This is a genomic window from Streptomyces sp. RPT161 (assembly GCF_027533845.1).
GTDB classification, from domain to species: Bacteria; Actinomycetota; Actinomycetes; order Streptomycetales; family Streptomycetaceae; genus Streptantibioticus_A; species Streptantibioticus_A silvisoli_A.
Window position 1 is genome coordinate 1 of sequence record NZ_JAPZVN010000013.1, and the last position, 26,027, is coordinate 26,027.

Genomic DNA, 26,027 nt, shown 5'->3' on the forward strand with positions numbered 1-26,027 from the left:
GCGGGGTGGAGGCGTCCGAGAGCCAGTCACGGATCTCCGCCGGTTCGGTACCCCGGAACGCCGTGACGATCATGCTGTCGCTGGCCATCGTGTACGCCTGGGTGTCCTCCAGCGGGAACGGTGGAGTGAACCGCGTGTGGTGGTGCCGTACGGTGTCGAACCCCCAACTCCGGGCCTGCTCCTCGATGGTGGCCTCGTCTTTGTAGGCGAGGTCGGATGCCTTCGCCAACCAGTAGGCCTGCTGCAGGCTGTAGCCGCGGGCACGGTGGTCGATCGAGGTCGGAACGGGCACGGGAGGACTCCTCGGCGAGTGGGTGACGGGGGGACACCACACTCGTAGCCATCGCTCGCGCCGTTCAAAGAGTCAGCCGGTCGCGTTCACCCGAAGGGCTGATGCTTCCTGCACCCAGATCATCCCGGAGACGTGGTGCGGGCTTTCGTCGCCTCCGTGCAGTCGGGGCAGAGCCCGGTCGTCGGGGCGCCACCTCATGCGGATACCGCGTGGTTCTGTCCGCGCTGCTGCTTGTTGTGATGCCGTGGCGGCCGGTGCACCGACGCGGGGCGGTGCGGGTCTGCCGACGGCGTGTCCTGCGGCTTGGTGCCACCCTGAGACGGCAGACGCCATTTTGGTGCCCAAGCGGCCTTGCATTGGCGCCAGTTTGGCGCCATCCTGGTGTCCAGGCCGATGAGATGGCAGCCGCCAACCTCTGAGGACCTACCGCGGCGACAGCCGTGGGGGCCGCGTTACGGAAGACATCGAGGCCGTCGCGTCGGGCCGGTTCGACATAGGCCAGGTCGGGGCCCGGTGTCCTTCGGCCACCGGTTGGCGTCGGCGGTTTTCAACCATGGCGTCAAGCGGTAACCGGCGCACCGCACAAGCCGCTTCACCCGGATACGTCGCATCACCGTTCCCGCACATCACCTGGATCGGATCTGGAGGACACCATGCAGCAGGAATCACCGGCCCTTGCCCAAGCCGTCGGCACCGCTCAAGCGGGGGAAAGCCCATGTCCCGAGAAGAGTGCCCGGCGCACAGCTCCGCCCGCCGAGCCAGTACAACTGCCGATGACCCGTCCCTCGGGCTGTCCCTTCGACCCGCCCACCGAGCTGGCGCGACTGCGCGAGAGCCAGCCGATCGTCCGCATGCGCTACCCCGACGGGCACCTGGGCTGGTTGGCTACGGGCCATTCGGCGGTTTGCGCGGTCCTGGCCGACACTCGGTTCAGCTCGCGCTACGAGACCATGCACTACCCGTTCCCCGACGGGCCCACCGGTGAGCTGCCACCAGCGCCGCTTGGAGATCTCACCGGGATCGACGCACCCGAGCACACCCGCTACCGGCGGCTGCTCACCGGCAAGTTCACGGTCCGCCGGATGCGTGCACTCACCGCGCGGGTGGAGCAGATCGTCGCCGAGCACCTCGACGCCATGGAACGCCGGGGGCCAGTGGTGGACCTGGTCGAGGCCTACGCCCAACCCATCCCCGCGCTGATGATCTGCGAACTCCTCGGTGTGCCGACCGATGATCGGGAGGTCTTCCAACGTCATACGACGACGCTGACCAACCAACTCTCCACTGACGACGAGCGGATCGCCGCGATAGGCGCGTTCCACGAAATCCTGCACGCGCTGGTCCTCGCCAAGCGCGCCGAGCCCACCGACGACCTTCTCAGCGATCTGACCCACGGCAGCGACCTCACCGATGACGAGCTGGCCGGCATCGGCAGCTTTCTACTCGGCGCCGGCCTCGACACCACCGCCAACATGCTCGCGCTGGGCACCTTCGCGCTGCTGTCCAACCCGGAACAACTCGCCGCCCTGCGCGCTGATCCGGGCCTTACCGACCAGGCCGTGGAGGAGTTGATGCGCTACCTCACCATCGCCCACACCGGGGTGCGGTCAGCGCTGGAGGACGTGGAGATCGCGGGCCAGTCGATCAAGGCCGGCGAGACAGTAACCCTCTCGCTGCAAGCGGCCAACCGCGACCCGCAGCGGTTCCCCGAGCCGGACATCCTCGATGTACGCCGCAAGGCCACCGGCCAAGTGGGCTTCGGACACGGCGTTCACCAGTGCCTGGGCCAACAACTGGCCCGCGTGGAGATGCGCGTTGCCTTTCCCGCACTCCTTGACCGCTTCCCGACGCTGCGTCTGGCCGTCCCGCCCGCGGAGATCCCGCTGCGCACCCACTCGAACATCTACGGTGTGCACCGGCTCCCGGTCACCTGGGACGAGGAGTAGCCCGGTGGAACTCAGCATCGACCGCGAGCGGTGCGTCGGCGCCGGAATGTGCGCACTGACCGCTCCGATGTCTTCGACCAGGACCCCGAAGACGGCCGGGTGTTGCTCCTCGAACCCGGCCCACCCCCTGGGCGCCACCGCGGAGCCCGTCAGGCCGTCGGTGTCTGCCCCGCCGGAGCCATCGCCATCAACGAGTAGGGGAGACACGGTAGTTCGCCCCAGCCCCAGCCCCAGCCGGGTGGCGGTCTCCGCTGAGGATTCCCTGGCCGCGTCCCCGGCCCCTGCCGCGGGTGGGGCACAACTCCCGGCTGTAGGCCCGGCATTGGCTGCTGGGTCCTTTGCCAGGTTCCGCGCCGGTAGAACTTCACGCCCGATCCGGCCGGGCGACCAGCTGCGCCATCGCGGCGTCGGCGGTGGGCCTGCTGGGACAGCAGTGAGACGTGACTGACTGGGCGCTCCGGTTGACAGGATCGGCTGTTTGGAGCGCTCAGCCGCCGCGGACCAGGTGTGGTCCCGGGGCTTACCAGGGAAGCGGGCCCTCGGCGCCGACGTAGCCTCCCGTCGGGCCGTCGGGGCCCACCTGCGCCATGCGGACGATGATCTCGGCGCCCTGCTCGACGGTTTGCGTACCCGTGTGGTGGTTCAGGTCGGTCGCGGTGTAGCCGGGTTCCACCGCGTTGATCCGCATCTTCGGAAAAGCCTTCGCGTACTGCACGGTGATCATGTTCACCGCGGTCTTCGACGCCGGATAGGCGAGCCCGGGGTACGCGTAGGTGGGTGTGTCAGGGGTGGTGACTCGGGTCAGCGAGCCCAGGCCGCTGCTCACGTTGACCACGACCGGGGCGGCGGACCGCTGCAGCAGCGGCAGGAACGCGTGGGTGACGCGCACCATGCCGAAGACGTTCGTCTCGAAGGTCTGCCGCATCATGTCGGCGGTCACCTCCGCCGCGCCGACCACACCTCCGTCCCGCGTCCGCCCTTCGACGCCGGCGTTGTTGACCAGCACGTCCAGCCCGCCGTCGGCTTCGATGGTCTTCACCGCGGCAGCCACGGAGGCGTCGTCGGTGACATCGATCAGCACCATCCGCGCGCCCAGCTGCTCGGCGGCCCGGCGCCCGCGTTCAAGGTCCCGGCTGCCGACGTACACGGTGTGGCCTGCGGCGATGAGGCGACGGGCGGTCTCGAAGCCCAGTCCCTTGTTTGCTCCGGTGATCAGTGTTGTCGTCATGCCTTCAGCTTTCGCCCGGACGGCGTGGTCAGCCAGGCGTCCCGTCTTCCTAGGACTGCCGGTACCAGGACGACTGGTCGGTCGCGGTGCACACTGGTGGGCATGGCGACAGCGGAATTCGGTCACGCGGTGCGCCGCTGGCGCGACCGGACCTCGCCCGAAGCGGCCGGGCTGCCCGCTGGGCGGCAGCGGCGCGCGGCCGGGCTGCGCCGAGAGGAGCTCGCCTCGCTGGCCGGGATCTCCGTCGACTATGTCACGCGGCTTGAACAAGGCCGCGCGTCCAACCCGTCGGCGCAGGTCGTCGAGGCCCTGGCCAGGGCACTGCGGCTGTCGCAGCCCGAGCGCGCACACCTGTTCCAGCTGGCGGGGCTGGCACCGCCCGGCCCGGACGCCATACCCACGCACATCACCCCGAGCGTCCAACGGCTGCTCGACAGACTGGCCGGAACACCCGTCGCGGTCTACGACGCGGCCTGGACGCTGCTGGTGGCCAACCCGCCATACGCGGCGCTGATGGGCGACCCCTCCGGATGGCGCGGCAACCAGCGCAACGCGGTGTGGCGACACTTCCTCGGCCCGGGCAGCCGAGCCCGGCACACCCCCGAGTCCCTACGCGCCTTCGAGACCGCGCTCGTCGCGGATCTACGCACCGCCGCAGACCAGTATCCGGCCGACAAGGGACTACGGCAGCTGGTCACGGAACTGCGCGCGAACAGCGACCGGTTCGCCCGCCTGTGGGATTCCGGCGCCGTCGGCCGTCACGAGGCCGCGCACAAAACCATCGACCATCCGCACGTCGGCCCCGTGACGCTGGACTGCGACGTGCTGACCGTCACCGGCAGCGACCTGCGCATCATGATCTACACCGCTGAACCCGGCACCGAAGACGCCGAACGCCTCGCCCTCCTCACTGTGTTCGGCACACAGTCAACCGTCGGGTAGCGCCTCCACGCATGCCGCCGTAGCGGCTTGACGCCCAGGGCGCGGGGGTCGACGGCATCGTGTGCGGACCGCAGCGTCCGGCACATCCGGGCTACGGCCAGTCAGCTGCCGCCTTCAACGGCGTCATTGACGCCGATGTGTGGTCTCCACTGGAGTGGTTTCCCACGAAGGCGGGGCATCCTGGATCACCGCCGGTCGCGGCTGAAGAGGAGCAACCATGAACATCCCTGGCCCCGCAGCTCAGTTGGACGGCGGGGTTGGCGCCATCGCGGCGGCGGGCGGACTGCACAACTACCAGCTGCGGCTGCACGCCGAGTACGGTCCCGTCGTACGGTTCCAACTTCCGGGCACGGAGACCACCGTGTCGGTCGCCGACCCCGTGCTGCTGGAGGCCACGACCCGGATCAACAAGCGGCCGGAGCAACTCTTCGACTTCCTGGCCCCGCTGTTCGAGGCGGGAAACCTGCAGGTGATCCCGGCCGAAGAACACACCCCGTGGCGGCGTCTGCTGCTGTCGGTACTGGCCGGGCGTCCTTCCCACGAGCGGCACTTCGCCCGGTTCACCGCGCTGACGACGGCACTCGCGGACCGTTGGGCCGATCGGGCCGAGGGCGGGCCCGTCGAACTGCAGAAGGATCTCACCGCGCTGTCACTGCGGATGATCTGCGAGTACGCGCTGGGGGGCGACACCGTGGATCCGGACGGCGTCGTCGCCGCCTTCGAGGAGGTGCTCACCGAACATCTGGGACGGCTCTACCAAGCGCCGGTCCCGGCTGGGCAGGAGGAACGCGCCAAGCGGGCCGAGGAGTCCCTCGCCTACCTGCGCGCGATGCTCGACCAGGTGGTCACGGCGCATCGCGCCAGTAACCGCGCGGACAGGAGCGACCTGGTCGGGGCGCTTGTCCAGGCCGGTGAGCGACCCGCGCGGATCCGCGACACCGTCATGGTGATGATGCTGGCCGCCCACCACACCACCGGGGTGGCCATCTCGTGGACCCTGCATCTGCTCGGGCGCCATCCCGAGGCGGCCGAACGCGTCGCCGACGAGCTGGACCGCGTGCTCGGTGACCGTGTGGCGCCCGATTACTCCGACTTGCGACGGCTCACCTATCTGGAGATGACCCTCAAGGAGTCGATGCGGCTCTACCCACCCGGCCCGTACGGGGCACGGGAGACGACCGAGGCCCTCGTTCTGGGCGAATACGAGATCCCGGCGGGTGCGACGATCTTCTACCCGTTCTGGGCAGTACACATGAATCCCGACTACTGGCCCGAGCCCGAGAGGTTCGTGCCCGAGCGCTTCACCCCCGAAGGGGTTGCCGGGCGGCCGAAGTTGGCCTACATCCCGTTCGGGCTCGGGCCGCGCAGCTGCGAGGGCGCCGGCCTGGCCATGGTCGAGGCCGAGCTGGTCCTCGCCGTACTGCTAAAGCGCTTCCGGTTCCGGCCCGCGCCAGGACACGAGGTGATCCCGATCGAACGGTTCGTGCTCTGGGCGGCCGACGACATCCGCATGATGGTGAGTCCGCGGGCCTCGGGCCGGAAAGGGCTCAGCGCGGGTTGAAGATGACGCTGGAGAAGTGCGCGCCGGACGGTGATGACTGCCCGGGGCGCAGATGTGTCGGGGTCCCCTTGCAACGCTTTCGGGGGTAGGTGACGAGCGGCTGCCGGAGTCCGTTTCGCGCGCCGCGTGCTTCCTGGCCCATGTCGTAGCACTTGTTGTCCGGCGGGTTCTGGAGGAAGTGCGCCTGGCTGTGCGGCCCCAGCCAGGAGAACGTGCCGTTGGCGGCGACCGCCGCACCCGTGGGAACGGCCATGGCGAGGGCCAGGCCGCTGAGACCGAAGACGACGGGACGGAAAAGACGCATCACTGTGCCCTTCGCGAGCGGCTACAACTACCGTTGCCCGAACCAACGCCTCAGCCGATCCCAAAGAAACGGCCTGACCCCCGAATGCCCCTGGTCGGTCCGGCCGGATCCTGGATCACACCTGGCCCTCCAGGGAGAGCAGTACGCTGCGGAGATCGTCGTTGAGCCGGCGCTGAGCGGTCGCAGGCAGCGCCGACAGCAGCGCGTACTCCGCCTCGGTCTTGACGGCGAACACATCCAGTGCGCGCTTCTCGCCCGCCGGAGTCAGGGTGACGAGCACCGAGCGGCGATCGTCCGGGTCGAAGTCCCTGGTCACCCACCCGCTGCTCTCCAGCCTGCGTACCCGGTTGGTGACCGCGCCCGAGGTGAGTTGCAGTTGCGCCATCAGCTGCCCCGCGCTGAGCCGGTGGTGCGGCCTGGTCCGGATCAGACAGGCCAGTAGCTCCAGCTCCCACAGCTCGATGCCGTGAGGCGCGAGCTCGCGTTTGATCTCGGTCTCCAGCCGGTGGGCCAGCCGGCGCACCCGATAGGCAAGCGCTTTGGCCTGCACCACATCAACACCGTGCTGATCGGAAACGACTTCGATCAGCCTGTCCACATAGTCCTGTTGCTCCGGACGGATCGCCATCCTCCCATGCTAACGATGAATGTTAAGAAACTTCACGTTCATGTACTGGCGGGTGAGGGGGCGCGATCCAGCCGACCGGACACCAGCGCGAGGCCGAGACCAGCCAGGGCCATCACCGCACCGGCCAGACTCGGTGCGGCGTACCCGAAGCCGGCGCCGATGACCACGCCACCGAGCGCGGCGCCCCCGGCGTTGGCGATGTTGATGCTCGACTGCACCGATGCGGCCGCCATGGTCGGCGCTTCCTGAGCGGCCCGCATGGCGCGCAACTGCACCGGAGGGATGACCAGTCCCGCCGCCGCGCCGATGGCGAACACGGTCGCCAACGCGGCGGCCTCGTTGTGCACGGTCAGTGCGAACAGGGTCAGGACCGCGGCGAGGAAGCCGAGCGCCAGGTAGATCGCGGGCAGCACAGCGCGGTCGGCCAGTCGGCCGCCCAACAGGTTGCCCACTGCCGAGCCGAGCCCGAACAGGGCCAGCGCCGCGGTCAGGCCGACGGGCCCGGCGTCGGCCAGGGTGCTCAGCATGGGCGCGATGTAGGTGTAGGTGGCGAACACACCGGCGAAACCGAGGGTGCCCACGGCGAGCGCGAGCCAGACCTGCGGCCGGGTGAACGCCCGTAGCTCGGTGCGCAGTCGGACGGGGGTGTGCGCGCGGTCGGCGGGCACCAGCACCGCGATGCCCAGGACTGCCAGCAGTCCGGCCGCGCCGATCAGCACGAAGGCCAGCCGCCAGCCGAACGCCGTCCCCAGCGCGGTGGCCGCGGGAACCCCGATAACGTTCGCCACGGTCAGGCCGCTGAACATCACCGAGATCGCCCGGGCGCTGCGCCGCGCGTCGACGAGTTCCGCCGCGACCACCGAACCGACTCCGAAGAACGCGCCGTGCGGCAACGCGGTCAGCACGCGCGCGGCCAACAGGAACCCGTAGTTGGGGGCGCCCGCAGCTGCCAGGTTGCCGACGGTGAAGACCGCCATCATGGCCAGCAGCAGGCGCTTGCGGGTGAACCTTCCCGACACGGCTGTGATCAGGGGGGCACCGACCACGACACCGAGCGCGTACCCGGTGATCAGGTACCCGGCCCGCGGAATGGACACATGCATGCCGTGCGCGACCGCGGGCAACACGCCCATCATGGCGAACTCGGTCGCGCCGATCCCGAACGCGCCGATGGCCAGCGCGAGCAGTGCGACCGGCATCACAACTCCCCTGCAGACACGGGCCCGTGGACCGCTCCGGTCCACTCGGCGACAGCGTCGGCGAGCCCGGCGCCCGACTCGGTGGCGTACGCGACGTGCCCGTCCGGCCGGATCAAGGCGGCGCGTACGGCGCCCCAGGCGGGGTCGCTCCTACCGGACGGCCGTTGCGCGTTCACCACCTCGACCCGCGCGGACCCGAGGTCGGCGTGGCTCGCACCACTGGTGAAGTCGAGGAGCAGGAACCGGTCCGGGCGCAGGGCACGCAGCAGGGTGCCTGCGGGCAGTGCCAGGTCCGGTGCCTTCGTGCCCACCAGCGGATGGGCTCCCTCCGGCCCCGGATAGCCGACGGCCAGGCCCGACAGCCAGCCGGACAGCTCCGCGGCCAACTCGCCGCGCCGCTGGATGAATCCGCAGAACATGTCACGCAACGCCTCGCCGGGACTGCTGAAGTTGTGCATCAGCGCGTCCTGCGCAAGAGTGCTGGCGACCAGCCGTTCCGCGATCGGGCGGCGCTCGCTGTCGTAGTCCGCCTCTCCCGAGATCAACCGTTCCGGCGCCCAACCGTGGACCTCGGCGGCCAGTTTCCAGGCCAGGTTGGTGGCGTCCTGGAGGCCCACGTTGAGGCCCTGGCCACCGGCGGGCAGGTGCACATGCGCCGCGTCGCCAGCGAGCAGTACCCGGCCCTTGCGATAACACGCGGCATGCCTGCTGCTGTTGTTCGCCTTGGACAACCAGGACGGGCTGTGCATCCCGAAGTCGGTGCCGCAGATCGCCTTGAGCGCCCTGCTCAGCTCGTCCAGTGTGAGCGGCTCGGCCTGCCTGCGCCGCACCTGGTCGGCGGTCAGCCCGGTGTCTGCCACGTCGACCCCGAAGACCCGCGTCGTGGTCTCGGTGAGGGGCACGACGCTGGCGTGACCGGCTTCGTGGTTCCAGAAGTGCTGGGCGGCGGGCACGGGTTCGGTCAGCTGCACATCGGCCACGAAACCGACCATGGTCGGGACAGTGCCCTCGAAGTCGATGCCAGCGGCCTTACGCACCATGCTGTGTGCGCCGTCCGCGCCGACGAGGTACCGCGCCGTGCGACGCGTCCGGCCGGCACGTATTCGCACCTCGTCCGCGGACTGCTCGACGTCGGTGACTTCAGCGCCGTAGTGCACGGGCACGGCGCGGGTGCGCAGGTACTCGGCGAGTGCCCGCTCGGTCCGCCACTGGGGGACCATCAGCACGAACGGAAACGGCGTGTCCAGCTCGTGATAGTCGAGCGTGGCCCGCAGGGCGGCGAAGTGTGCCTGCCGGACCCGCCTTCCCTGCGCCATGAGGACGTCGCTGATCCGCCTGCCTTCACCGGCGTCCAGCATGGTGAGCACTTCCAGGGTGCGCGGGTGCATGGTGGCCCCCCGGGACTGCCCACTGGGTTGCGCGTTGCGCTCGTACACCTCGACGCGGACCCCGGCCGCGTCCAACAGCGCGGCGGTCATCAACCCCACGGGTCCGCCGCCGACCACGATGACGTCAGCTGCCATCTCCGCCCTCCCATCAAAAAATATCTGTGAACATGAAGATAATTAACGTTGAGCCATTGGGTCAAGGGGTTGCGACGCGGGGGAGTTGGGTCGCCTATCTGATGGGGACTCCTCCGCTTCCCCCCGAGGGCTGGGTGAAGAGCTCGGCCGGGGCCGCGCGGCACGGAGGATGTCATCGACGGTGGAACCGCCGGAAGTTGGGCGTCGGCGGTTGTCTCCGGCGGCGATGTCGGTAAGAGGCTCTGGGCGTTCAGGCGCGGACCAGGCTTGTCAGTGCCCGGCAGCATACTGACGCCCATGCAGATAACGGAGCACGGACTCAAACGGGCCTGGCACCATCTAGCCGCGGGCTCTGACCTGCTCGACGACGCCATGCTTGCGCCCATCGGTACATCACCGGACCAGTACAGGCAACGCGCAGGCGACGCCGGTGGCCTCTTCCTCGTACTGGACGAAGACGGCACTGCGCGTGGCTACCACAGCCCCTACCAGGAGATCCTCGCCACCCAGGATCTCGACCAGGTGCTGTACTTCGCTGCCGAGGAAGCGGTCCGTAATCTCGCCAAGCACATCGTGGTCCACTCGCCGGGCCACGGCCCGGCCCCCGACCTCGTCTCCCGGCAGGCCGAGATGCTGGAGCAGATCAACCCCGCATGGGGAAGCAGATTCCGTGGCGGAGGCATGGACCGTACGCAAGTAGCACAGCCCTGCGGACGCGACCCGTTGGAACGGCTTGCCTGGATCGCTGGCGCATGGCGCGACCAGGCCCCCTACTCCAACCTCGCCTTCTTCCGCGGCGAGGGCGTCAGCGCCGAACAGATCGCCCTGCTCCACGGAGCCGACCCCGAACAGACCGCCACCGGGACACGTCTGTCGGACCTGTGCAGCACGCGCGGCGCCAGCCGCGGCGAAATCGCCTGGGAGACATTCTGCTTCGGGAAGGCAGGCGAGTGGGCGTTCCTGATGTACCACGAGACACCACCCGGCACCCGGGTCGACAGCACGGCTCTCGCCCGACTCGGAGTCACAGAGACCGTGCAGCTGAGTGCCTGCGCCGCGAAGGCCATCTACACCTTCGACTACACGCGCGACGGCCGCCGCATCGACGACGACTGGGGTCTACTGGAACTGATCTGGTACAAGCGGGGCTGCGCCCCCTACTACCGGGGCGGCCAGCTCGACTTCCTCAACCGGGCCATACGCGGCGCAGAACTGGACCATCCCGAACTGACCGACGAGTTCGAGCTGTACTTCCACGCTTTGGAAAACGCACTCGGCCTTCAACTGCCCCAGCAGGCCATGCAGGAGGGAACGGTCCAGGCCGCACAGTGGGCGTGCGGCAACTCAGGCCGAGTTTAGAAGCCAAGCGTTGAGCCCTGTCGTTGCAGGTCATGAGCCCCGATGCGGCGCGTCCGCCGCTCATGGGAGTTGCGCGCTGGTGGACGGCCGCCAAATGTGCGACCGCCCACCAGCAAGGTCAGAACGCATACCCGGGTGCTCCAGCGTGGACGTGGGGCAGGGTCCGACGGTCACGTGCCTTGGCCGGTGTCAGGAGCTTGTGAGAATGACGAGTTGCTGGGTTGCCCGGGTCATCGCGACATAGCGGTCGACCGCTCCTTCGATACCGTTGCCGAACGCTTCTGGATCGACGAGGACGACCAGGTCGAACTCAAGCCCCTTCGACAGCTCCGGGGTCAACGACCGGACGCGGGGCGTCGCCCGGAACGTGGGATCGCCGATGACGCAGGCGATCCCCTCGGCATGCGCGACGAGCCAGGTGTCGAGGATCGAGTCCAGATCCGAAACAGATCCGTGTACGACGGGGACGTCGCTGCTGCGGATGGAGGTCGGCACATTGGCGTTCGGGAGCGCGGCTCGGATGACCAGCTCGGCCTCCGCCATCACCTCTTCCGGCGTCCGGTAGTTGATGCTCAGGGAGGCCACGCTGATCCGGTCGAGCCCGATCCGCTGGAGCCGTTCCTGCCACGACTCCGTGAACCCGTGCCTGGCCTGGGCGCGGTCCCCGACAATGGTGAAGCTCCGGGACGGGCAGCGGAGCAGCAGCATTTGCCACTCTGCGTCGGTCAGTTCCTGGGCCTCGTCCACGACGATGTGCGCGAACGGGCCGGCGAGAGGTTCTGAGTTGGTGCCGGGCAGTGCGGTCTCGTCGACCAGGCTCTCCTGCAGGTCCCGTCCTCGCAGCATCGTCACCGCGCCTTCACCGTCGTCATCGGCCTCAAGCAGGTCGTCGATGACGCTCGCCATGCGCTCGCGTTGGGCGGCGACAGAGGCGTTGTGCCGACGCTTGCGCAGTGACGCCTCCGGGTCGCCGAGCCGATGCCGGGCTGCGTCCAGGAGCGGCAGGTCCGACACCGTCCAGGCCTGGGCGTCCTCGCGCTGCAGCTTCCGAACGTCATCGGGGCTGAGCCAGGGAGCGCACATCCGCAGGTAGGCGGGTACCGACCACAGGTCTCCGACGAGGTCAGCCGCTTCGAGCAGCGGCCACGCGCGGTTGAGGGTCCTGATCAGCTCTCTGTTGTGCAGCAGCGACCTCCGGAACAGGTCGGGCGGGACGTCGCCGTCGTGCTTGTCCATCAGGATCGTGAGCAGTTCCTCCCAGATCTGGTCGCGCGCCTCGTTGTGCGGAGTACCTGGTTCTGGTGCTTCGAACGCCACGGCCCACTCGTCGGCGCTCAGCCAGACGTCGGACCAGTAGGTCGTGACCGTCATCCCCTCGGTGGGCGGCTCTTCGTAGAACCTGACGGCCGTCTCGATCGCCTTCACCATGTTCGCGGACGACTTCAGCAGGGCCACGTTCGGGTCGGTCTCGATCGCTGCTCCGGCTCCCTCGGCGACGAGGTCCCGCAGAGTGCAGGTCCGCACGCCCTCCTCTCCGAGGCTGGGGAGGACGTCGGCGACGTAGGCGAGGTAGGGCTGGTGCGGACCGACGAACAGCACGCCACCCCGACGGTGATCGAGGCGAGGGTCGGAGTAGAGGAGGTAGGCGGAGCGGTGCAGAGCCACGACGGTCTTCCCCGTACCCGGACCGCCGTCGACGACGAGAGCGCCGCGGGATCCCGCCCGGATGATGGCATCCTGGTCGGCCTGGATGGTGGCCAGCACATCCCGCATCCGGGTTGATCGGTTGCTGCCCAGGCTGGCGATGAAGGCAGACTGGTCGTCGAGCGCGGCGTGCCCGTCAAGCCCGTCAGCGGTGAACACTTCGTCCCAGTAGTCGCTGATCCGGCCGCGCGTCCAGCGATACCTGCGGCGGCTTGCCAGACCCATCGGGTTGGCGTGGGTCGCTGCGAAGAACGGCTCGGCCGCGGGGGACCGCCAGTCGAGCAGCAGCCGACGTCCCGCGCTGTCGGTGAGGCCAAGTCGTCCGATGTACACGGGCTCGGAGTTGTCCGCGCTGACGATGCGTCCGAGGCACAGGTCCAAACCGAAGCGACGCAAGGCGCGCAGGCGGCCGCTCAGCCGGTGGATCTCCATGTCCCGGTCCATCGCCTGTCGGCCAATGCCGCCGGGTGCCTTGAGTTCGGCATCGAGGCGGTCGGACAGTTCGGCGATCGTCTGCTCAAGGCTCTCCGCGATGGCCGCGAAGTGCTGCTCGTCGTCGGCGATCAGCGTCGGGTCGGCCTTGGGGGAGAGGTGGTCGGGAAGATCGAACGCGCTGGTAGTAAGGGAGTTCATGCCATCAGCTCCGATCTGAGGTCGCTCCCGCGAAGTCCGGCGACGCACACACCCGCACCTCGGCGGCGAGTGCCCGCAACCGCAGTGCGGGTTCCACCACCGGCTCGACGTCACGGCACGACCCATAAACCGACAACAACACACGCAATTCGCGAATCCCCTATTTCTGTAGGTTCTGGCCTGAGTCAGCGATTCTGCGGCATGACCCGGGCCTTGCCGCAAGCCCCCCAGTGCGCTATACGTTGAGAGTGGCAAGGAGTGGGTACTCCGCGTTGCCTCTGTCGCCCGCTGTGGATGTACAAGCCCTTCGCGAGGCGACGACGCGCCACTTACGGCGGTTCCGTCGGCCCAGATGGATCTCCCAACGGTCCCAACGGCTGAAACTCTTCGGCGCCATCTCCCTCGGGCACACGGCGTGACACCCAGTTCAGGTGCGGCGCGGCTGGCAAAGCCGCTGCGCTGCGGGCCACACGTACTGGCGGTCCCTGGCACGCCCGACCCGCGGCCACCTGGGAACGTTGCCGCCGGCCCTGGGGCTGTGCCGGGCCGACCTGGACCAGCACGTCGCGCCTTTTGGTAGCTTCCGCCCTCCCCGACCAGGGTGTACGGCCTCGGCGTGTGTCTTCGCCCACCCCTCGGCGCACCGCGGGACGGGGAGTAGGTCCCGCCGCGCCTGATGGGATGACTACTGGCCAGAGGTGGCCCGGCGAGGCCTGGGTCCCCCGCGACGTCTGGTGAGCGGGGCCTCCTGGCCGCAGGCTGGTGGAAGCCTCGCTTGGCCGCGTATCAATGCACGGGTGGGGCAACGTCGCGAGGTGCTGCGGTTGTCCCCGCAGTACATGAGGCGGTACATGAGGTGGAGGTGGGCGGATGGACCTGGAACTAAGACACTTGCGAGCCCTGTGCGCGATCGCTGACGCGGGCAGCCTGGGACGGGCCGCGCGGATTCTGGGGTACTCGCAGCAGGCCATCAGCGCCCAACTCGGCCGGATCGAGCGCTACTTCGGGGAGCCGCTGTTCGAGCGCAACGCCTCGGGAGTGCAGCCGACCCGGTGTGGTGTTGAGGTTCTGGCCCAGGCGCGCGATGTCCTGGACCGTGCTGATGCCATCCGGCGCCGAACGGCGGATCACGCTGGGGGAGCCCGTCAGGTCCTGCGCCTGGCAGCGACCAACTCGCCGGTGCTTTCCGGGATGGTGGTACGCATCCGTAGTCGCCTGCCGGATCTGGCACTGTCCATCAGCAGCGTCTACGCCTCCTCGGAGATGGTGGAACTGCTGGAGAAGGGCGAGTTGGACGCCGCGATCGGCGTGGACTATCCCGGCCGGGAGCTACAGCATTCCGACGCCCTGGCGCATCGCGGGATCGTGATCGAGCCGTCGTTCGTCGCCGTACCCGCCCGCCATCGGGTGAGGCACCGTATGGAGGTCGCGCTGGCCGAACTCGCCGACGACGCGTGGTTCCTGACCCCCGACGACGGGGCCGGCTGGCCTGGTGTCTTCTACGAGGCCTGCCACGCGGCGGGATTCAGCCCGGCGGCGATCCACCAGTTCTACGGCGACCAGGCCCAGTTCCAGAACATGATCGCCAACGGTCTCGGCGTCTCCATCGTGCAGGCAACCATCCGGCCCATCTCGGGAGTTCTCGTCAAACCACTGACCAGCACGCCGCTGTGGTGCCGCTACCTCCTGGCCTGGCGACGCGAATGTCTGGCCGACGAGGTCGTGGAGACGCTCTTTCGCTCCGCCGCCGAGTCCTACCGCGATCTCATCGCCCAGTCGACGCACTTCCAGGCGTGGATGTCCCGGACCTACGGGGCGGTTGGCTCGTAGGGGAAACGGTTCCGCACACTCGGTCGTGGGGCACGCGAGGGCGCCCCGGATGTTGTGGGGTGTCCGTCGCATGTGCTGTCCCTCAGCCCATGGATAGCGACCGCAGGCGGGTGCAAGAGTCTGTCAGGTACCTGATCAACGTCAGGGTGCTTGAATTCACGAGGGAGTAGCGATGCGATCCCCCCTGCCCAGATCCCTGTCCGTCGGCTTGGCGGCGTTCGCCACGGTCGTCGCCATGGTTGCCACTCCGGCTCTGGCGGTGCCTGGTCCAACAGCCGGTGCCAAGGCCGCCGTCGGCTCCGGGAACCCGGTGCGAGCGTTGCCGCCGACCGGCGCGACCACCGCCGCCTCAGACCGCGACGATGTGCAGCGCATGCCGCTCGCCGCCGCCCAACTCCGCCCACACAGCGCGATCACACAAGCCGTGACACCCGCCGCCTCGGCGTCCTGCGTTCCGGCTGACTTCGGCAGCCGGAGCGGATCGGCGCTCGTGGCGTTCGTCAGGGCATCGGCCGTCGACTGTGTCAACACCCTGTTCAGCGTGACCGGCAAGGACGCGCACAACGCGTTCCGCGAAGCCCAGATGGTCACCGTGGCCAAGGCCCTCCGAAGTGCCTCGGCGAAGTATCCCGGCAATGACTCGACCAGCGTGCAGCAACTCGTCCTCTTCCTGCGTGCCGGCTACTACGTCCAGTACAACGACTCCCGCGACGTGGGCAGTTACGGCCGCACCCTGGCAACCGCCGTCGAGGGCGCCTTGGACTCGTTCGTCGCCAGCCGACACTTCAAGGACGTCAGCGACGCGAACGGCGCGATAGCCGGCGAGGCCATCATCCTCACGGACAGCGCCAACGAGCAGGCCCGGTACCTCAGCACCTACAAGCGTGTCCTGAACGGCTACAACAGCTCGTACAACAAGTTCTCCTTCATGGTGAACGCCGTCAACGACGTCTACACGCCGCTGTTCCGAGGACATCAGAACCCCGCCTTCGTCAAGGCGGTGACGCGCGACCCGAGCATCATCGACACCCTCAACACCTTCGCGCGCAAACACCTCAGCCTGCTGGGCACCGGCAACTCCGTGCTGACCTCCAACGCGGGCGCCGAGATGGGCCGCTTCCTGCAACACCCCGCACTGCAGGCCAAGGTACGGCCGCTGATGAGAGGGCTGCTCAAGGCCTCGAAGATCACCGGCCGTACCGCAACGCTGTGGGTCGCCGTGGCCCAGATGGCCGACTCCTACGACAAAGCCCACTGCGCCTACTACAGCACCTGCAACCTGACCGCCAAGCTCACCGCGGCCGCCCTGCCCATCACGCACGCCTGCGACGCCACGCGCACCATCCGGGCGCAGGCACTGACCCCCGCCGAACTCGCCGCCACCTGCGCCAGTCTGCAGAAGCAGGACGGGTACTTCCACAGTCTCGTCAAGGACAACGGACCGATCCCCAACCAGCACGAGGACTCCATCCAGGTCGTCGTCTTCGCCAGTCGCACCGACTACCAGACCTACGCCGGGGCGATATTCGGCGTCGACACCAACAACGGCGGCATCACCCTGACCGGCGACCCGACCAATCCCGCCAACCAGGCCCGCTCCCTCACCTACCAGAAGGGCAGCGACGACGGGTTCGTGGCGCGGATCTGGAACCTGAACCACGAGTACACCCACTACCTCGACGGTCGCTATGACATGAAGGGCGACTTCAGCCAGGAGATCACCGTTCCGGACGTCTGGTGGATCGAGGGCCTGGCCGAGTACGTCTCCTACCGCTACCGGGGGGTCACCGACACCGAGGCGGTCGCCGAAGCCGCCAAGCACACCTACGCGTTGAGCACGCTGTGGCAGAACACCTATGACAACAGCGACGTGACCCGTACCTACCCGTGGGGGTACCTGGCGGTGCGGTACATGGTCGAGAAACATCCGGCGGACATTGAGAACATGCTCGCCAAGTTCCGGGTCGGTGACTACGCCGGCGGCTACGCCGTCTACGACTCCGGGATCGGCAGCCGCTACGACGCCGACTTCAACACCTGGCTGGACGCGTGCGCGGCTGGTGCCTGCGTCGTACACGGAGGCCAGAGCGTGGCCTTCGGCGCGGCGGGCCGAGCCTGACGGTGACTGCGACCGATCCGTCAGCCGAACCCGGCAGTGCCATCTTGATCTCCCGGCCCTGGCCCTCCCGGTACTGAGCTCCGCGATCTTGCGCGAGGCTCCCGGACAGCGTGTCTGTCCGGGAGCCTCGCGTGGCGTTGTCGTTCGTCGGCTGTGCTGTCTTGCTGTCTTGGAACCGGTGGGTGAAGAACGTCGGCGTGCCCGCGTCGACGGTGACACGACCGCCCGCGGGCCTCGTTGCATCCGCCCAGCAGCACGGTCGCCGTCTTCCAGGGCGAGGTGACCTCCCGGCTGGGCCACGGCCTCGGCATCCCGCGTGGTGCCTCCGACAGTATGTACGTGGCATGACTGAAATCGTCACGGCGGACGTGTCGAATCCGGGTGCCGTCGTTCGACGCGTAGGTGTGACGGGCTGGTCGTGGTGTCCGGGACCGGCCGGATCCCAGCCCGTGACAACGGAGATCAAGGAGCGGTAATGCGGTTTTTGATGATGCACAGGCTTGACGAGCGTGCCCCGGAGGCGTGGAACCCCAGCCAGGAGTTCATCGAGAAGATGGGCGCGTTCATCCAGGACTGGATCGAGAAGGGCATCCTGATCACGGCGGAAGGCGTCCATCCGTCGGAGAAGGGCGCCCTGGTGCGCAAGACCCGGGGCGGCGCCATCAATGCGACGGACGGGCCTTTCACCGAGGCCAAGGAGGTCATCGGCGGCTTCGCGTTGGTCAACGCCGAGGACCGGGCGCAGGCCGTCGAGTACGCACGGCAGTATGCCGATCTGTTCGATGAGATCGAGGTCGAGGTGCGGCAGGTCGTCGAGTTCGAGGACCTGCCGACCCAGGACTGACCTCACCCGATCCCGGCCGCCGGTCGCCGATGGCCTGGTCCGTTCGACATCGCAGAGCAGCGGACCAGGCCTGGCCCTTACCGACCGCACATCCCCGTGCTTGCCGGGGTCGGCATGCAGCGTCGGTGTCGCGGCCATGCCCGGACGCTTACGCCGGTCATCTCAAGGCGGCCGCGGCAAGTCGCAGTTCTCTGAAGGCTCGATCGAGCTGCGCGTGGAGACCTTCCGACGGGTCGTCCATCCAGCCTCTGAACGCGATCGTGCAGGTGTCCATTCCGACCTGGGCGCACAGCATCGCCAGTTGTTCATCGACACCGCGTGCCCGCAGGGCGTCGGTGAGCGCGCGGACGAGCGCCGCGCCCTTGGCCAGCGCCCGCTCTTGCAGGGCCGCCGTTGTGGCGATGACGCGGGATCGCGGTTCGGTGACCGGTCGGTTCTGCTCGAAGAGCGGGACGGCTTCGTGGAATGCGGCCCGGAGTGTCGGCAGCGGCTTGGTACCGGCCGGGACCGCCGCGACCGCGCGGGTGAGCACGTCGCGGAGCTGCGCTTCGCCGTCGAAGAACACCTCGCGCTTGTCGGCGAAGTGCCGGAAGAACGTCCGCTCGGTGACGCCTGCCCGCGTCGCGATGTTCTCGGTCGTGGTCTGGTCGAATCCGCGCTCCAGGTACAGCTCCAGTGCGGCCTGCTGCAGCCGCTGCCGTACTTCTTCCCCGCTCCGTGGCATTTTCCGAGGCTACCAGTCCGTGTCACAAACTGACAGCACGTTGCGTCAGTCACTGACGCCAAGTATCGTCAGTAACTGACAGGTATTTCGTCAGTTACTGACGTAAAGGAGATCGTCATGGCGCAGCGCTTCGACGGAAGAACAGTTGTCGTCACCGGGGCGAGCGGAGGCATCGGCGAGGGCATTGCCCGACGGTTCACCGCCGAAGGAGCGAACGTCGTGCTCGCGGCGCGACGGAAGGACAAGCTCGACGCCCTCGCCGCCGAACTCGGCCCGAACCGCATGCTCTCGGTCGTCACGGACGTCACGAAACAGGAGGACATGCAGGCGATGATCCAGGCCGGCGTCGCCCGGTTCGGTGGCATCGACGTGCTGGTGTCCAACGCTGGGACGGCCGTGGTCAAGGACTTCGAGGAGACGACGCTCGAGGACTGGCGACACACCATGAACACCGACGTCGAAAGCTGTTACTTCGGTGCTCAGGCTGCCCTGCCGTATCTGAAGCGGAGCCGCGGCAGCATCATTCAGATCGCCTCCGCGTCCGGCCTCGGCGGTGACCGCCGCCTCACCGCCTACAACGCCGCCAAGGGCGCCGTCGTCAACTTCACCCGCGGCCTCGCCTTCGATCTCGGCCAACACGGCATCCGCGTCAACGCCGTCGCCCCCGCCCTCACGATCGACGACGAACGAGCCCCCCAATTCCAGGAACTGATCGACCGGTTCAACCAGCGCCGGGCGCTCGCCGGTTACTCCACCCCGGCCGACATCGCTGGCGCGGTCACGTTCCTCGCCTCGGACGACGCCCGATTCATCACCGGGACGGTCCTGCCCGTCGACGGGGGAATCACCGCCGCCAGCGGCCAGCCTTCCCTCTTCTGAGCCTCGTGGAGAAGGAAGACCGAAGATGGACACCGTGCTCGACCCCGAGCTCGCGGCCGCGCTCGCGACGATGCCCAGATCCGCGAACGGCAGTCTGATGGACCTGTCCGACATCCCGGCGCTGCGCGAAATGCTGCGCGCGGTAAGCCCGCTCGCCACGAGCACGCCGGACGATCCTCGGGTCACGGTCGAGACGCTGCGCATTCCGAGAGACGACCGATCCCTGCTGGACGTCGTCCTGTTCCGCCCCGCCAACGCCGACCGTACCCGCCCGGCCATGCTCTGGTTCCACGCCGGCGGGCAGATCCTCGGTACCGCCCACGACGACGTCGAATACCACACTGCCCTGGCGTTGGCGCTCGACTGCGTCCTCGCCGTCGTCGATTACCGCCTCGCGCCGGAAACCCCGGCTCCCGGCGCCGCCGACGACGGCTACCTGGCATACACCCACCTCTGCGAAAACGCAGCCGAGCACCGGATCGATCCACACCGGATCGGCATCGCCGGTGCCAGCGGGGGCGGAGCGCCCGCCGCGGCGACCGCGCTCATGCTTCGAGACCGCCAGGATGCGCGTCCCTGCTTCCTGTCCCTGAGCTATCCGATGCTGGACGACCGCAACGAGACGCCGTCGAGCTTCGAGGTGACCGACCTCGGCATCTGGGACCGCCGGGAAAACCTGCTCGCCTGGGCCGCGGTGCTGGGTGACCGGGTCGGCGATCCTGCTCTGGATCCGTACTCCGCGCCCGCACGCGCCACCGATCTCACCGGCATGCCGGACACCTTCATCGCCGCCGCCCAGTTCGACGTGTTCCGCGACGAGGACATGGATTTCGCGCGGCGACTGATCACCGCCGGCGTTCCGGTCGAACTGCACCTCTACGCCCGCGCGTTCCACGCCTGGGACCGGTTCGCCCCGAAGTCGACCCTCGCCCGCACATTCGAGCACACGTGGCACGACTTTCTACGGCGCCACATGCACGGGTGACGGGGCACGAGCCCGCGAGACATCATCGCGCGTACAGGCCACGACAGCCTGCGGGCGGCGCGGTTCCACCAGTATTCGGCGGTTCCACCAGCGTTCAACGGAGAGGCACCCGCCGATCGCCGACGCTATGCACGAGACGGTCGGGGCGCTCGGCGCAAGCGCAGGCGTCGGTCGAAGCGAGCCGCTGAGGGCGACGGACGGTTCCCGCGGTGAACTAACGGCACGCCTGCCTGTTTGAGCCCTTTGAGTTGGCGGAAGCCGTGGCGGGACCTGAGCCCTGACCGGGTCTTTCGTGCGCTACGTAGTCCGCAAGCGCGGCCGCCTGCTCAACCCGGTCCCGCGGGTCGAGGGGGCGCTAGGTCGATGTCGCATAGAGCCGTGACGCTAGTGCGACGGCTGCCGCGGTGGCGGGATGGGGGTCCTGGCGCGGCCAGATGATGTGGACGGCGACGGGTGCGGCGCCGCGTAGGGGCCGGAAGACGATGCCCTCGCGCCGGTACTGGGTCGCGGTGCTCTGCGGGGTGATGCCGATGCTGCGCCCTGTCGCGATCGCGGCGAGCCAGTCGTCGATGTCCTTGGTGTACTCCAGCGCCGGGCGGGCGCCGGTGGGCCACAGGTCCGGCGTGGTGGTCCCGGTGCGGCGGTCGATGACCACTGTGCGTTCGCGGGTCTTGTCCAGGCTGATCGAGCGTCGTTTGGCCCACGGGTCGTCCGCGGCGACGGCGACCGTGCGCCGTTCGAGCCCCACGACGGTGCTGGCGAACCGGTGGGTGTCGAAGGCGCCGCGGACGACCGCGAGATCGCACATGCCCTCGGCCAGGCCGCCGGTGGACGTGTTGGTGCGGATCAGCTGCAGTTCGATCTCCGGATGGGCCTCGGCCCAGCGGCGCTGGAAGGCCGCGGTGTGGCGGCCCATCGCGGACCAGGCGTGTCCGATGCGCAGCCGGGTGTGTCCGGTGGCGGCCTCGCGGACCAGGTCGTCGACCTCTGCCAGCACGTGCCGGGCTCGTGCAAGGACCTGCGCACCGGACGGGGTGAGCGTGATGCTGCGGCTGGTGCGGTGCAGCAGCCGCGTGCCCAGTGCGTTCTCCAGCGCGGCCAGCGTGCGCGAGACGGCGGCCTGTGAGACACCCAACTCAAGGGCGGCATCGGTGAAACTGCCGGTGTCGAGGATGGCGACCAGACAGCGCAGATGCTTCAGTTCCACATCCATGCGCTCAGCGTATAGGTCTACTCGGCCATGCATTTTGTGTATCCAGTGAACTGGCGCATCCTCCCGTCCATGACAACCCCTGCGCCGGTTCACGAGGCAACCGCCGGTCGTTCGACGGCTCCGGTAAGGCTGTCCGGTGTCGCGATGATGCTCACCAGCGCGCTGTCCAACCAACTCGGCGCCGCCACCGGTGCGTTGGCGTTCGGGTCCATCGGGCCCGCGGGCGTGGTGGCGGTGCGCCAGTGGGTGGCCGCGGTCGTGCTCGTCGCCGTGGGCCGTCCGCGGGTGCGTACGTTCACCTGGCGGCAGTGGTGGCCGGTGCTGTCGCTGGCCGTTGTCTTCGCGACCATGAACCTGACGCTCTATACGGCGATTGACCGCGTCGGGCTCGGCCTGGCCGTCACCCTCGAATTCCTGGGGCCACTCTCGGTCGCGCTGGCCACCTCCCGCCGCGCGGTCGACCTGGTGTGCGCGCTGGTCGCGGGCAGTGCCGTCCTGGTGCTGCTGCGCCCGAAGCCGACCGCGGACTACCTCGGCCTCGGTCTGGGCCTGACCGCCGCGGCCTGCTGGGCCGCGTACATCCTGCTCAATCGCCTCATAGGCGCGAGGCTGCCCGGGGCGCAGGGCTCGGGCGCCGCAGCGGTCCTGTCCGGGCTGCTGTACGTGCCGGTCGGAGTGTTGGTGTTCGCCCGTCACACGCCGTCGCCAAGGGCGTTGGGGTGCGCGGCGGCGGCCGGGGTGCTGTCGTCGGCGGTGCCGTTCCTGGTCGACATGCTCGCACTGCGCAAGGTGCCCACACAGATCTTCGGGGTGTTCATGAGCGCCCACCCGGTGATGGCGGCGCTGGTGGGCTGGATCATCCTCGGCCAGCGGCTTCCCGTCGTCGACTGGCTCGCGATCGCCGCGATCGTCGCCGCCAACTCCGCGACCGCGATCGCCACCGCACCTCGCCGTCAACGCTGACAACAGTTGGCGGTCAACTCGCCATACGCTCAAGGGACTTTGCGTGCCATGGAACACGGTGCGGCTTCATGGGCGGCAACGAGACTGACCGCCGCCCTGATCGAGTGGTGCTGGTTCAGCTTGCACACCGGGCGGGTTCCAGTCGTACAGCGGTGCGGCCATGCGGATCAGCGGGAGACGCCCGGCGAGGGCGAGGCCCAGGTCACGGAGCAGGACGGCCGAGCGCGCCTGGACGGCGACCGCACGGCCCACTCGGCGGGATCGGTTGACCACATCGGTGGCGCGGGGCAGACGCACGGCGCTGTAGCGGGCCAGGTCGGAGCTGCGCGCCAGGACGACAGCGTCTTCGATGGCCTGACACGCGCCCTGGCCCTGGAACGGTGTCATGGCGTGCGCCGCGTCCCCCAACAGGGCCACCCGGCCGCCGTGGTAGGCCGGAAGGCGCTCCACCATCTCGTACACGTCGTTGCGCAACACCTGCCCGGGGGAGACGGCGGTGAGCAACTCGGGCAGCGGGGCGCACCATTCACCGAAGCGCCGCATGAGTTCGGCACGTTCGTCACCGTCCCGCGCTGTCTGCCCGGCGGGGGCGACCGCGGCGGCGTAGAGGTAGAGGCGCCGGCCGGGTAGCGGCACCAAGCCGGTGAGGGCGCCGCGCCCCCAGGTCTCGCCGAGCGGTACGGGGCATGGCGGCGCGGCGACGACGGTGCGCCAGGCGGTGAAACCGGAGTACCGCGGCCCGGGATGGCTGGGGAAGAGTGCCGCCCGGGTCGCGGAGTGGATGCCGTCCGCCGCGACCACCAGGTCCGCCTGGCACTCGTTCGCCGCTATGCGCACCCGTGCGGGCCGCTCCTCGGATCCCGCGTCGGTGACGCTGGCGGGCGCTGAGGTGCGCAGCGTACCGGCCGGCAGGCGGTCGGCCAGCAGGCCGACCAGCACCGGGCGGGGAAGGACGGCCACCGGATCGCCGAACGCCTCCTCGAACCGGGCCAGGTCGGTCCGCACCAACCATCGGCCCGACGCGCGGCGCAGCCCGCCCTCGCCCTGCCGGACCGCCGCGGCCCGCACCTCGTCGCCGAGGCCCAGGACATCCAAGGCGCGCATCGCGTTGGGGGCTACGGCCAGGCCCGAGCCGACCGGTTCCAAGGCGGGCGCCCGCTCGAACACGGCCACGTCCCAGCCCTGTTGGCGGAGGGCGAGTGCGGCGGAGAGACCGCCGATTCCCGCACCGATCACCACCGCTTGCCGCCGTTCCGCCATCGCAACCTCCACTACAGGTGTAGTGGAGATACTACGCCCGTAGTACGGACAGTGCATGATCGGATGCATGAGCACACCGCGCGCCACCCTGATCGCAGACACTGCCATCGCCCTGCTCGCCGAACGTGGAGCGCGCGGCCTCACCCACCGAGCCGTGGACGAACGTGCCGGACTGCCACCCGGCTCCACCTCGAACCACGCCCGCACCCGTGCCGCACTGCTGCGGGCCGCGCTCACTCGCCTCGCCGAGCGGGAGACGACCGGCTTCATGGCGCCCCCACCCGCGCCATGCCCACGCGCGGCGCTACGCGAGACCATCACCGCGGGCCTGCACACGGCGCTCACCACCGGCCGCACCCTCACCGTGGCGCGCCTTGAACTCGCCCTCGAAGCCACACGCCGCCCCGAACTCCGCGCCCACTACGACTCCCTCGGGCACGGCTTCGTCGACCTCGCAGCCGACCTGCTGGCGTCGGCGGGAGCCGCCGACCCCTGGCGCGCCGCCCGCCGCCTCGTCGCCTGGTGTGATGGCATCCTCTTCAACGCCACCGCGGGGTCCGGCCGGGCCAGTCCCCCGGACCGCGCGGAACTGCGCGAGCAGGCGGAGACGCTTTTGGCAGCTCTGCTGGGGCCGAACGCATCCTGACGCCGACACCTGGCGAGTATCCGCATCGGCACACTCGCGCGGTGAGCGTGCCGTTTGCGTCAGAGCACCTTCGGCAGGAAGGCCTTGGTGCGGTCATGGCGTGGCTTGGTCGGTTCCTCTCGTGGGTCTCCGGCCTTCACCACCACACCGTCGCCCATGAAGGCCACTGCCTCGCCCATCCGTTGGGCGAAGCCCATCCTCCGAGTGACGGACCTACCTGACTCCGTTCGCCACCGCCTGTCGCGCGGCCTTCGCCAGACCGTCCGTCCATGCTTCTCCGTGGCCCGGCAGGACGGTGTCGATCTCGTGCTCGGCGACCTTGTCGAGGGAGGCCAGAGCTGCCTGGCTGTCCTGGGTGAAGGCCCGGCAGATGACGCACGGCCCGACCGTCCCGGCGACCGAGTCGTGGGTGACGAGGGCGTCGCCGGTGAAGGCGATGGAGGCGTCCGGGAAGAGGTAGCTGGTGCTGCCCTGCGTATGGCCGAGTGTGTGAACGGCCAACGGGCTGTCGGGGAGGTCGAGTTGGCGGTCGTCCGTGAAGGTGTGGAACTCCCGGACGGGCGGTGTGCGCAGAGCGCCGGCGCGGGCCAGGTGCAGTGGTGCCCGTAGCCCGCTCGGGCGGCGGGCCGTGTAGCGGAGCAGTGACCGCTCCGGGTGCCAGAACTTGTTGAGTCGCCGTGGTTCGGCCAGGATCGGCGCGTCGGACTCGTGCACCCAGACGTCGGCTCCGGAGGCCACACGGACCCGCTCGGCGAGGCCCACATGGTCGGGGTGGCCGTGGGTGATCAGTATCGCCGCGATGTCGGTAACCGATCGGCCGAGGGCACGCAACGCGTCGAGTAGGCTCTGCCAGTGCGCGGGCAGTCCGGCGTCGACGAGGTAGAAGTTGACCAACTGGTTACCCAGCCGGTGCACGTTGGGCGCCGAAGAAGAGGAAACGGCCACTGACGTCACCGTCCCAACTCGATGGTGGTGCCGGGCAGGGACGCCACCAGCTCGGGGCCGAGCAGCCGCGCCGCCGTCCAGGCGCCGCCCGACCGGGGCGTCGAGCAGTCTGGTCGCGGTCTCGACGGCCAGCGCCGCGGTGAACGCGAACCCCTCGCCCGTGCTCAACTCGGCGACGTGTGACCGCCCTTCCTCGTCCGTGATCTCCGCGTAGCCGTAGGAGCGGTCCTCCGGCTCGCCGGTGCCGCGCGGCACCGCGTACGCGGTGATGTCGGGCGCACCGCTGGCCTGCCGCGCCGC

Annotated in this window: 22 protein-coding genes and 1 pseudogene; 11 read left to right on the forward strand and 12 right to left on the reverse strand. The window is 69.0% G+C overall.

Going from position 1 to position 26,027, the window contains the following annotated elements; translation table 11 throughout:
• Positions 1–292 (reverse strand): annotated as a pseudogene (locus O5O46_RS23340) (lipase family protein); the annotation flags it as partial.
• A 773-nt stretch (positions 293–1,065) separates the two neighbouring features.
• Between O5O46_RS23340 and O5O46_RS23345 the strand changes: the two are divergent.
• A complete protein-coding gene (locus tag O5O46_RS23345; protein WP_269857508.1) occupies positions 1,066–2,238 on the forward strand; it encodes a cytochrome P450 in 1,173 nt (390 codons plus the stop codon).
• Positions 2,239–2,758: 520 nt separating this feature from the next.
• Here the strand turns inward: O5O46_RS23345 and O5O46_RS23355 are convergent.
• Positions 2,759–3,466 (reverse strand): SDR family oxidoreductase, encoded by a 708-nt coding sequence (locus tag O5O46_RS23355; RefSeq protein ID WP_269857509.1) that lies wholly within the window; start codon positions 3,464–3,466, stop codon positions 2,759–2,761.
• 102 nt (positions 3,467–3,568) lie between these two features.
• Here O5O46_RS23355 and O5O46_RS23360 point away from each other — a divergent pair, with 102 nt between their 5' ends.
• Positions 3,569–4,408 carry a helix-turn-helix transcriptional regulator gene (locus O5O46_RS23360; protein WP_269857510.1) on the forward strand — a complete coding sequence of 280 codons (840 nt, stop codon included), beginning with the start codon at positions 3,569–3,571 and terminating at the stop codon, positions 4,406–4,408.
• A 217-nt stretch (positions 4,409–4,625) separates the two neighbouring features.
• A complete protein-coding gene (locus O5O46_RS23365; RefSeq protein ID WP_269857511.1) occupies positions 4,626–5,969 on the forward strand; it encodes a cytochrome P450 in 1,344 nt (447 codons plus the stop codon).
• On the opposite strand, the gene O5O46_RS23370 is transcribed toward O5O46_RS23365, so the two are convergent.
• The 4 genes from O5O46_RS23370 to O5O46_RS23385 form a co-directional block, all read right to left on the reverse strand.
• Positions 5,956–6,273 carry a hypothetical protein gene (locus tag O5O46_RS23370; protein ID WP_269857512.1) on the reverse strand — a complete coding sequence of 106 codons (318 nt, stop codon included), beginning with the start codon at positions 6,271–6,273 and terminating at the stop codon, positions 5,956–5,958. The genes O5O46_RS23365 and O5O46_RS23370 overlap by 14 nt on opposite strands.
• Positions 6,274–6,388: 115 nt before the next feature.
• Positions 6,389–6,901, reverse strand: coding sequence for a MarR family winged helix-turn-helix transcriptional regulator (locus O5O46_RS23375; protein ID WP_269857513.1), 513 nt, complete (start codon positions 6,899–6,901; stop codon positions 6,389–6,391).
• A 38-nt stretch (positions 6,902–6,939) separates the two neighbouring features.
• The gene (locus O5O46_RS23380; protein WP_269857514.1) at positions 6,940–8,100 is read right to left on the reverse strand and encodes an MFS transporter; all 1,161 of its coding nucleotides are present in this window, start codon (positions 8,098–8,100) and stop codon (positions 6,940–6,942) included.
• A complete protein-coding gene (locus O5O46_RS23385) occupies positions 8,100–9,623 on the reverse strand; it encodes an FAD-dependent oxidoreductase (protein WP_269857515.1) in 1,524 nt (507 codons plus the stop codon). Before O5O46_RS23385 ends, O5O46_RS23380 begins: the two co-directional genes overlap by 1 nt.
• 297 nt (positions 9,624–9,920) lie before the next feature.
• Between O5O46_RS23385 and O5O46_RS23390 the strand changes: the two genes are divergently transcribed.
• Positions 9,921–10,982, forward strand: a complete 1,062-nt coding sequence (locus tag O5O46_RS23390; RefSeq protein ID WP_269857516.1) for a hypothetical protein — start codon at positions 9,921–9,923, stop codon at positions 10,980–10,982.
• Positions 10,983–11,171: 189 nt separating this feature from the next.
• Here the strand turns inward: O5O46_RS23390 and helR are convergent, their stop codons facing one another.
• Positions 11,172–13,319, reverse strand: a complete 2,148-nt coding sequence (helR, locus tag O5O46_RS23395; protein WP_269857517.1) for an RNA polymerase recycling motor ATPase HelR — start codon at positions 13,317–13,319, stop codon at positions 11,172–11,174.
• An 870-nt stretch (positions 13,320–14,189) separates the two neighbouring features.
• Here helR and O5O46_RS23400 point away from each other — a divergent pair.
• The 3 genes from O5O46_RS23400 (at position 14,190) to O5O46_RS23410 (ending at position 18,112) form a co-directional block, all read left to right on the forward strand.
• Positions 14,190–15,149, forward strand: a complete 960-nt coding sequence (locus O5O46_RS23400; RefSeq protein ID WP_269857518.1) for a LysR family transcriptional regulator — start codon at positions 14,190–14,192, stop codon at positions 15,147–15,149.
• 172 nt (positions 15,150–15,321) lie between these two features.
• On the forward strand, positions 15,322–17,268 hold the full coding sequence (locus tag O5O46_RS23405) for a collagenase (protein ID WP_269857519.1): 1,947 nt from the start codon (positions 15,322–15,324) through the stop codon (positions 17,266–17,268).
• A gap of 475 nt (positions 17,269–17,743) precedes the next feature.
• On the forward strand, positions 17,744–18,112 hold the full coding sequence (locus O5O46_RS23410; protein WP_269857520.1) for a YciI family protein: 369 nt from the start codon (positions 17,744–17,746) through the stop codon (positions 18,110–18,112).
• Between the two features lie 157 nt (positions 18,113–18,269).
• Here O5O46_RS23410 and O5O46_RS23415 read toward each other — a convergent pair whose 3' ends face one another.
• The gene (locus O5O46_RS23415) at positions 18,270–18,836 is read right to left on the reverse strand and encodes a TetR family transcriptional regulator (RefSeq protein WP_269857521.1); all 567 of its coding nucleotides are present in this window, start codon (positions 18,834–18,836) and stop codon (positions 18,270–18,272) included.
• A 117-nt stretch (positions 18,837–18,953) separates the two neighbouring features.
• Here O5O46_RS23415 and O5O46_RS23420 point away from each other — a divergent pair, with 117 nt between their 5' ends.
• Together O5O46_RS23420 and O5O46_RS23425 are read left to right on the forward strand one after the other, a co-directional pair.
• A complete protein-coding gene (locus O5O46_RS23420; protein ID WP_269857522.1) occupies positions 18,954–19,715 on the forward strand; it encodes an SDR family NAD(P)-dependent oxidoreductase in 762 nt (253 codons plus the stop codon).
• Between the two features lie 25 nt (positions 19,716–19,740).
• Positions 19,741–20,700: an alpha/beta hydrolase fold domain-containing protein gene (locus O5O46_RS23425; protein ID WP_269857523.1), complete on the forward strand. Its 960-nt coding sequence runs from the start codon at positions 19,741–19,743 to the stop codon at positions 20,698–20,700.
• Between the two features lie 355 nt (positions 20,701–21,055).
• Here the strand turns inward: O5O46_RS23425 and O5O46_RS23430 are convergent, their stop codons facing one another.
• Positions 21,056–21,913 carry a LysR family transcriptional regulator gene (locus tag O5O46_RS23430; protein ID WP_269857524.1) on the reverse strand — a complete coding sequence of 286 codons (858 nt, stop codon included), beginning with the start codon at positions 21,911–21,913 and terminating at the stop codon, positions 21,056–21,058.
• A gap of 69 nt (positions 21,914–21,982) precedes the next feature.
• Here O5O46_RS23430 and O5O46_RS23435 point away from each other — a divergent pair, with 69 nt between their 5' ends.
• The gene (locus O5O46_RS23435; RefSeq protein ID WP_269857525.1) at positions 21,983–22,876 is read left to right on the forward strand and encodes an EamA family transporter; all 894 of its coding nucleotides are present in this window, start codon (positions 21,983–21,985) and stop codon (positions 22,874–22,876) included.
• A gap of 66 nt (positions 22,877–22,942) precedes the next feature.
• On the opposite strand, the gene O5O46_RS23440 is transcribed toward O5O46_RS23435, so the two are convergent.
• A complete protein-coding gene (locus O5O46_RS23440; protein WP_269857526.1) occupies positions 22,943–24,136 on the reverse strand; it encodes an FAD-dependent oxidoreductase in 1,194 nt (397 codons plus the stop codon).
• A gap of 67 nt (positions 24,137–24,203) precedes the next feature.
• Here O5O46_RS23440 and O5O46_RS23445 point away from each other — a divergent pair, with 67 nt between their 5' ends.
• On the forward strand, positions 24,204–24,782 hold the full coding sequence (locus O5O46_RS23445; RefSeq protein WP_269857527.1) for a TetR/AcrR family transcriptional regulator: 579 nt from the start codon (positions 24,204–24,206) through the stop codon (positions 24,780–24,782).
• Positions 24,783–24,841: 59 nt separating this feature from the next.
• Here the strand turns inward: O5O46_RS23445 and O5O46_RS23450 are convergent, their stop codons facing one another.
• Positions 24,842–24,979 carry a hypothetical protein gene (locus O5O46_RS23450; protein WP_443072604.1) on the reverse strand — a complete coding sequence of 46 codons (138 nt, stop codon included), beginning with the start codon at positions 24,977–24,979 and terminating at the stop codon, positions 24,842–24,844.
• Positions 24,980–24,995: 16 nt separating this feature from the next.
• The gene (locus tag O5O46_RS35640) at positions 24,996–25,676 is read right to left on the reverse strand and encodes an MBL fold metallo-hydrolase (RefSeq protein ID WP_443072610.1); all 681 of its coding nucleotides are present in this window, start codon (positions 25,674–25,676) and stop codon (positions 24,996–24,998) included.
• Between the last annotated feature and the right edge of the window lie 351 nt (positions 25,677–26,027).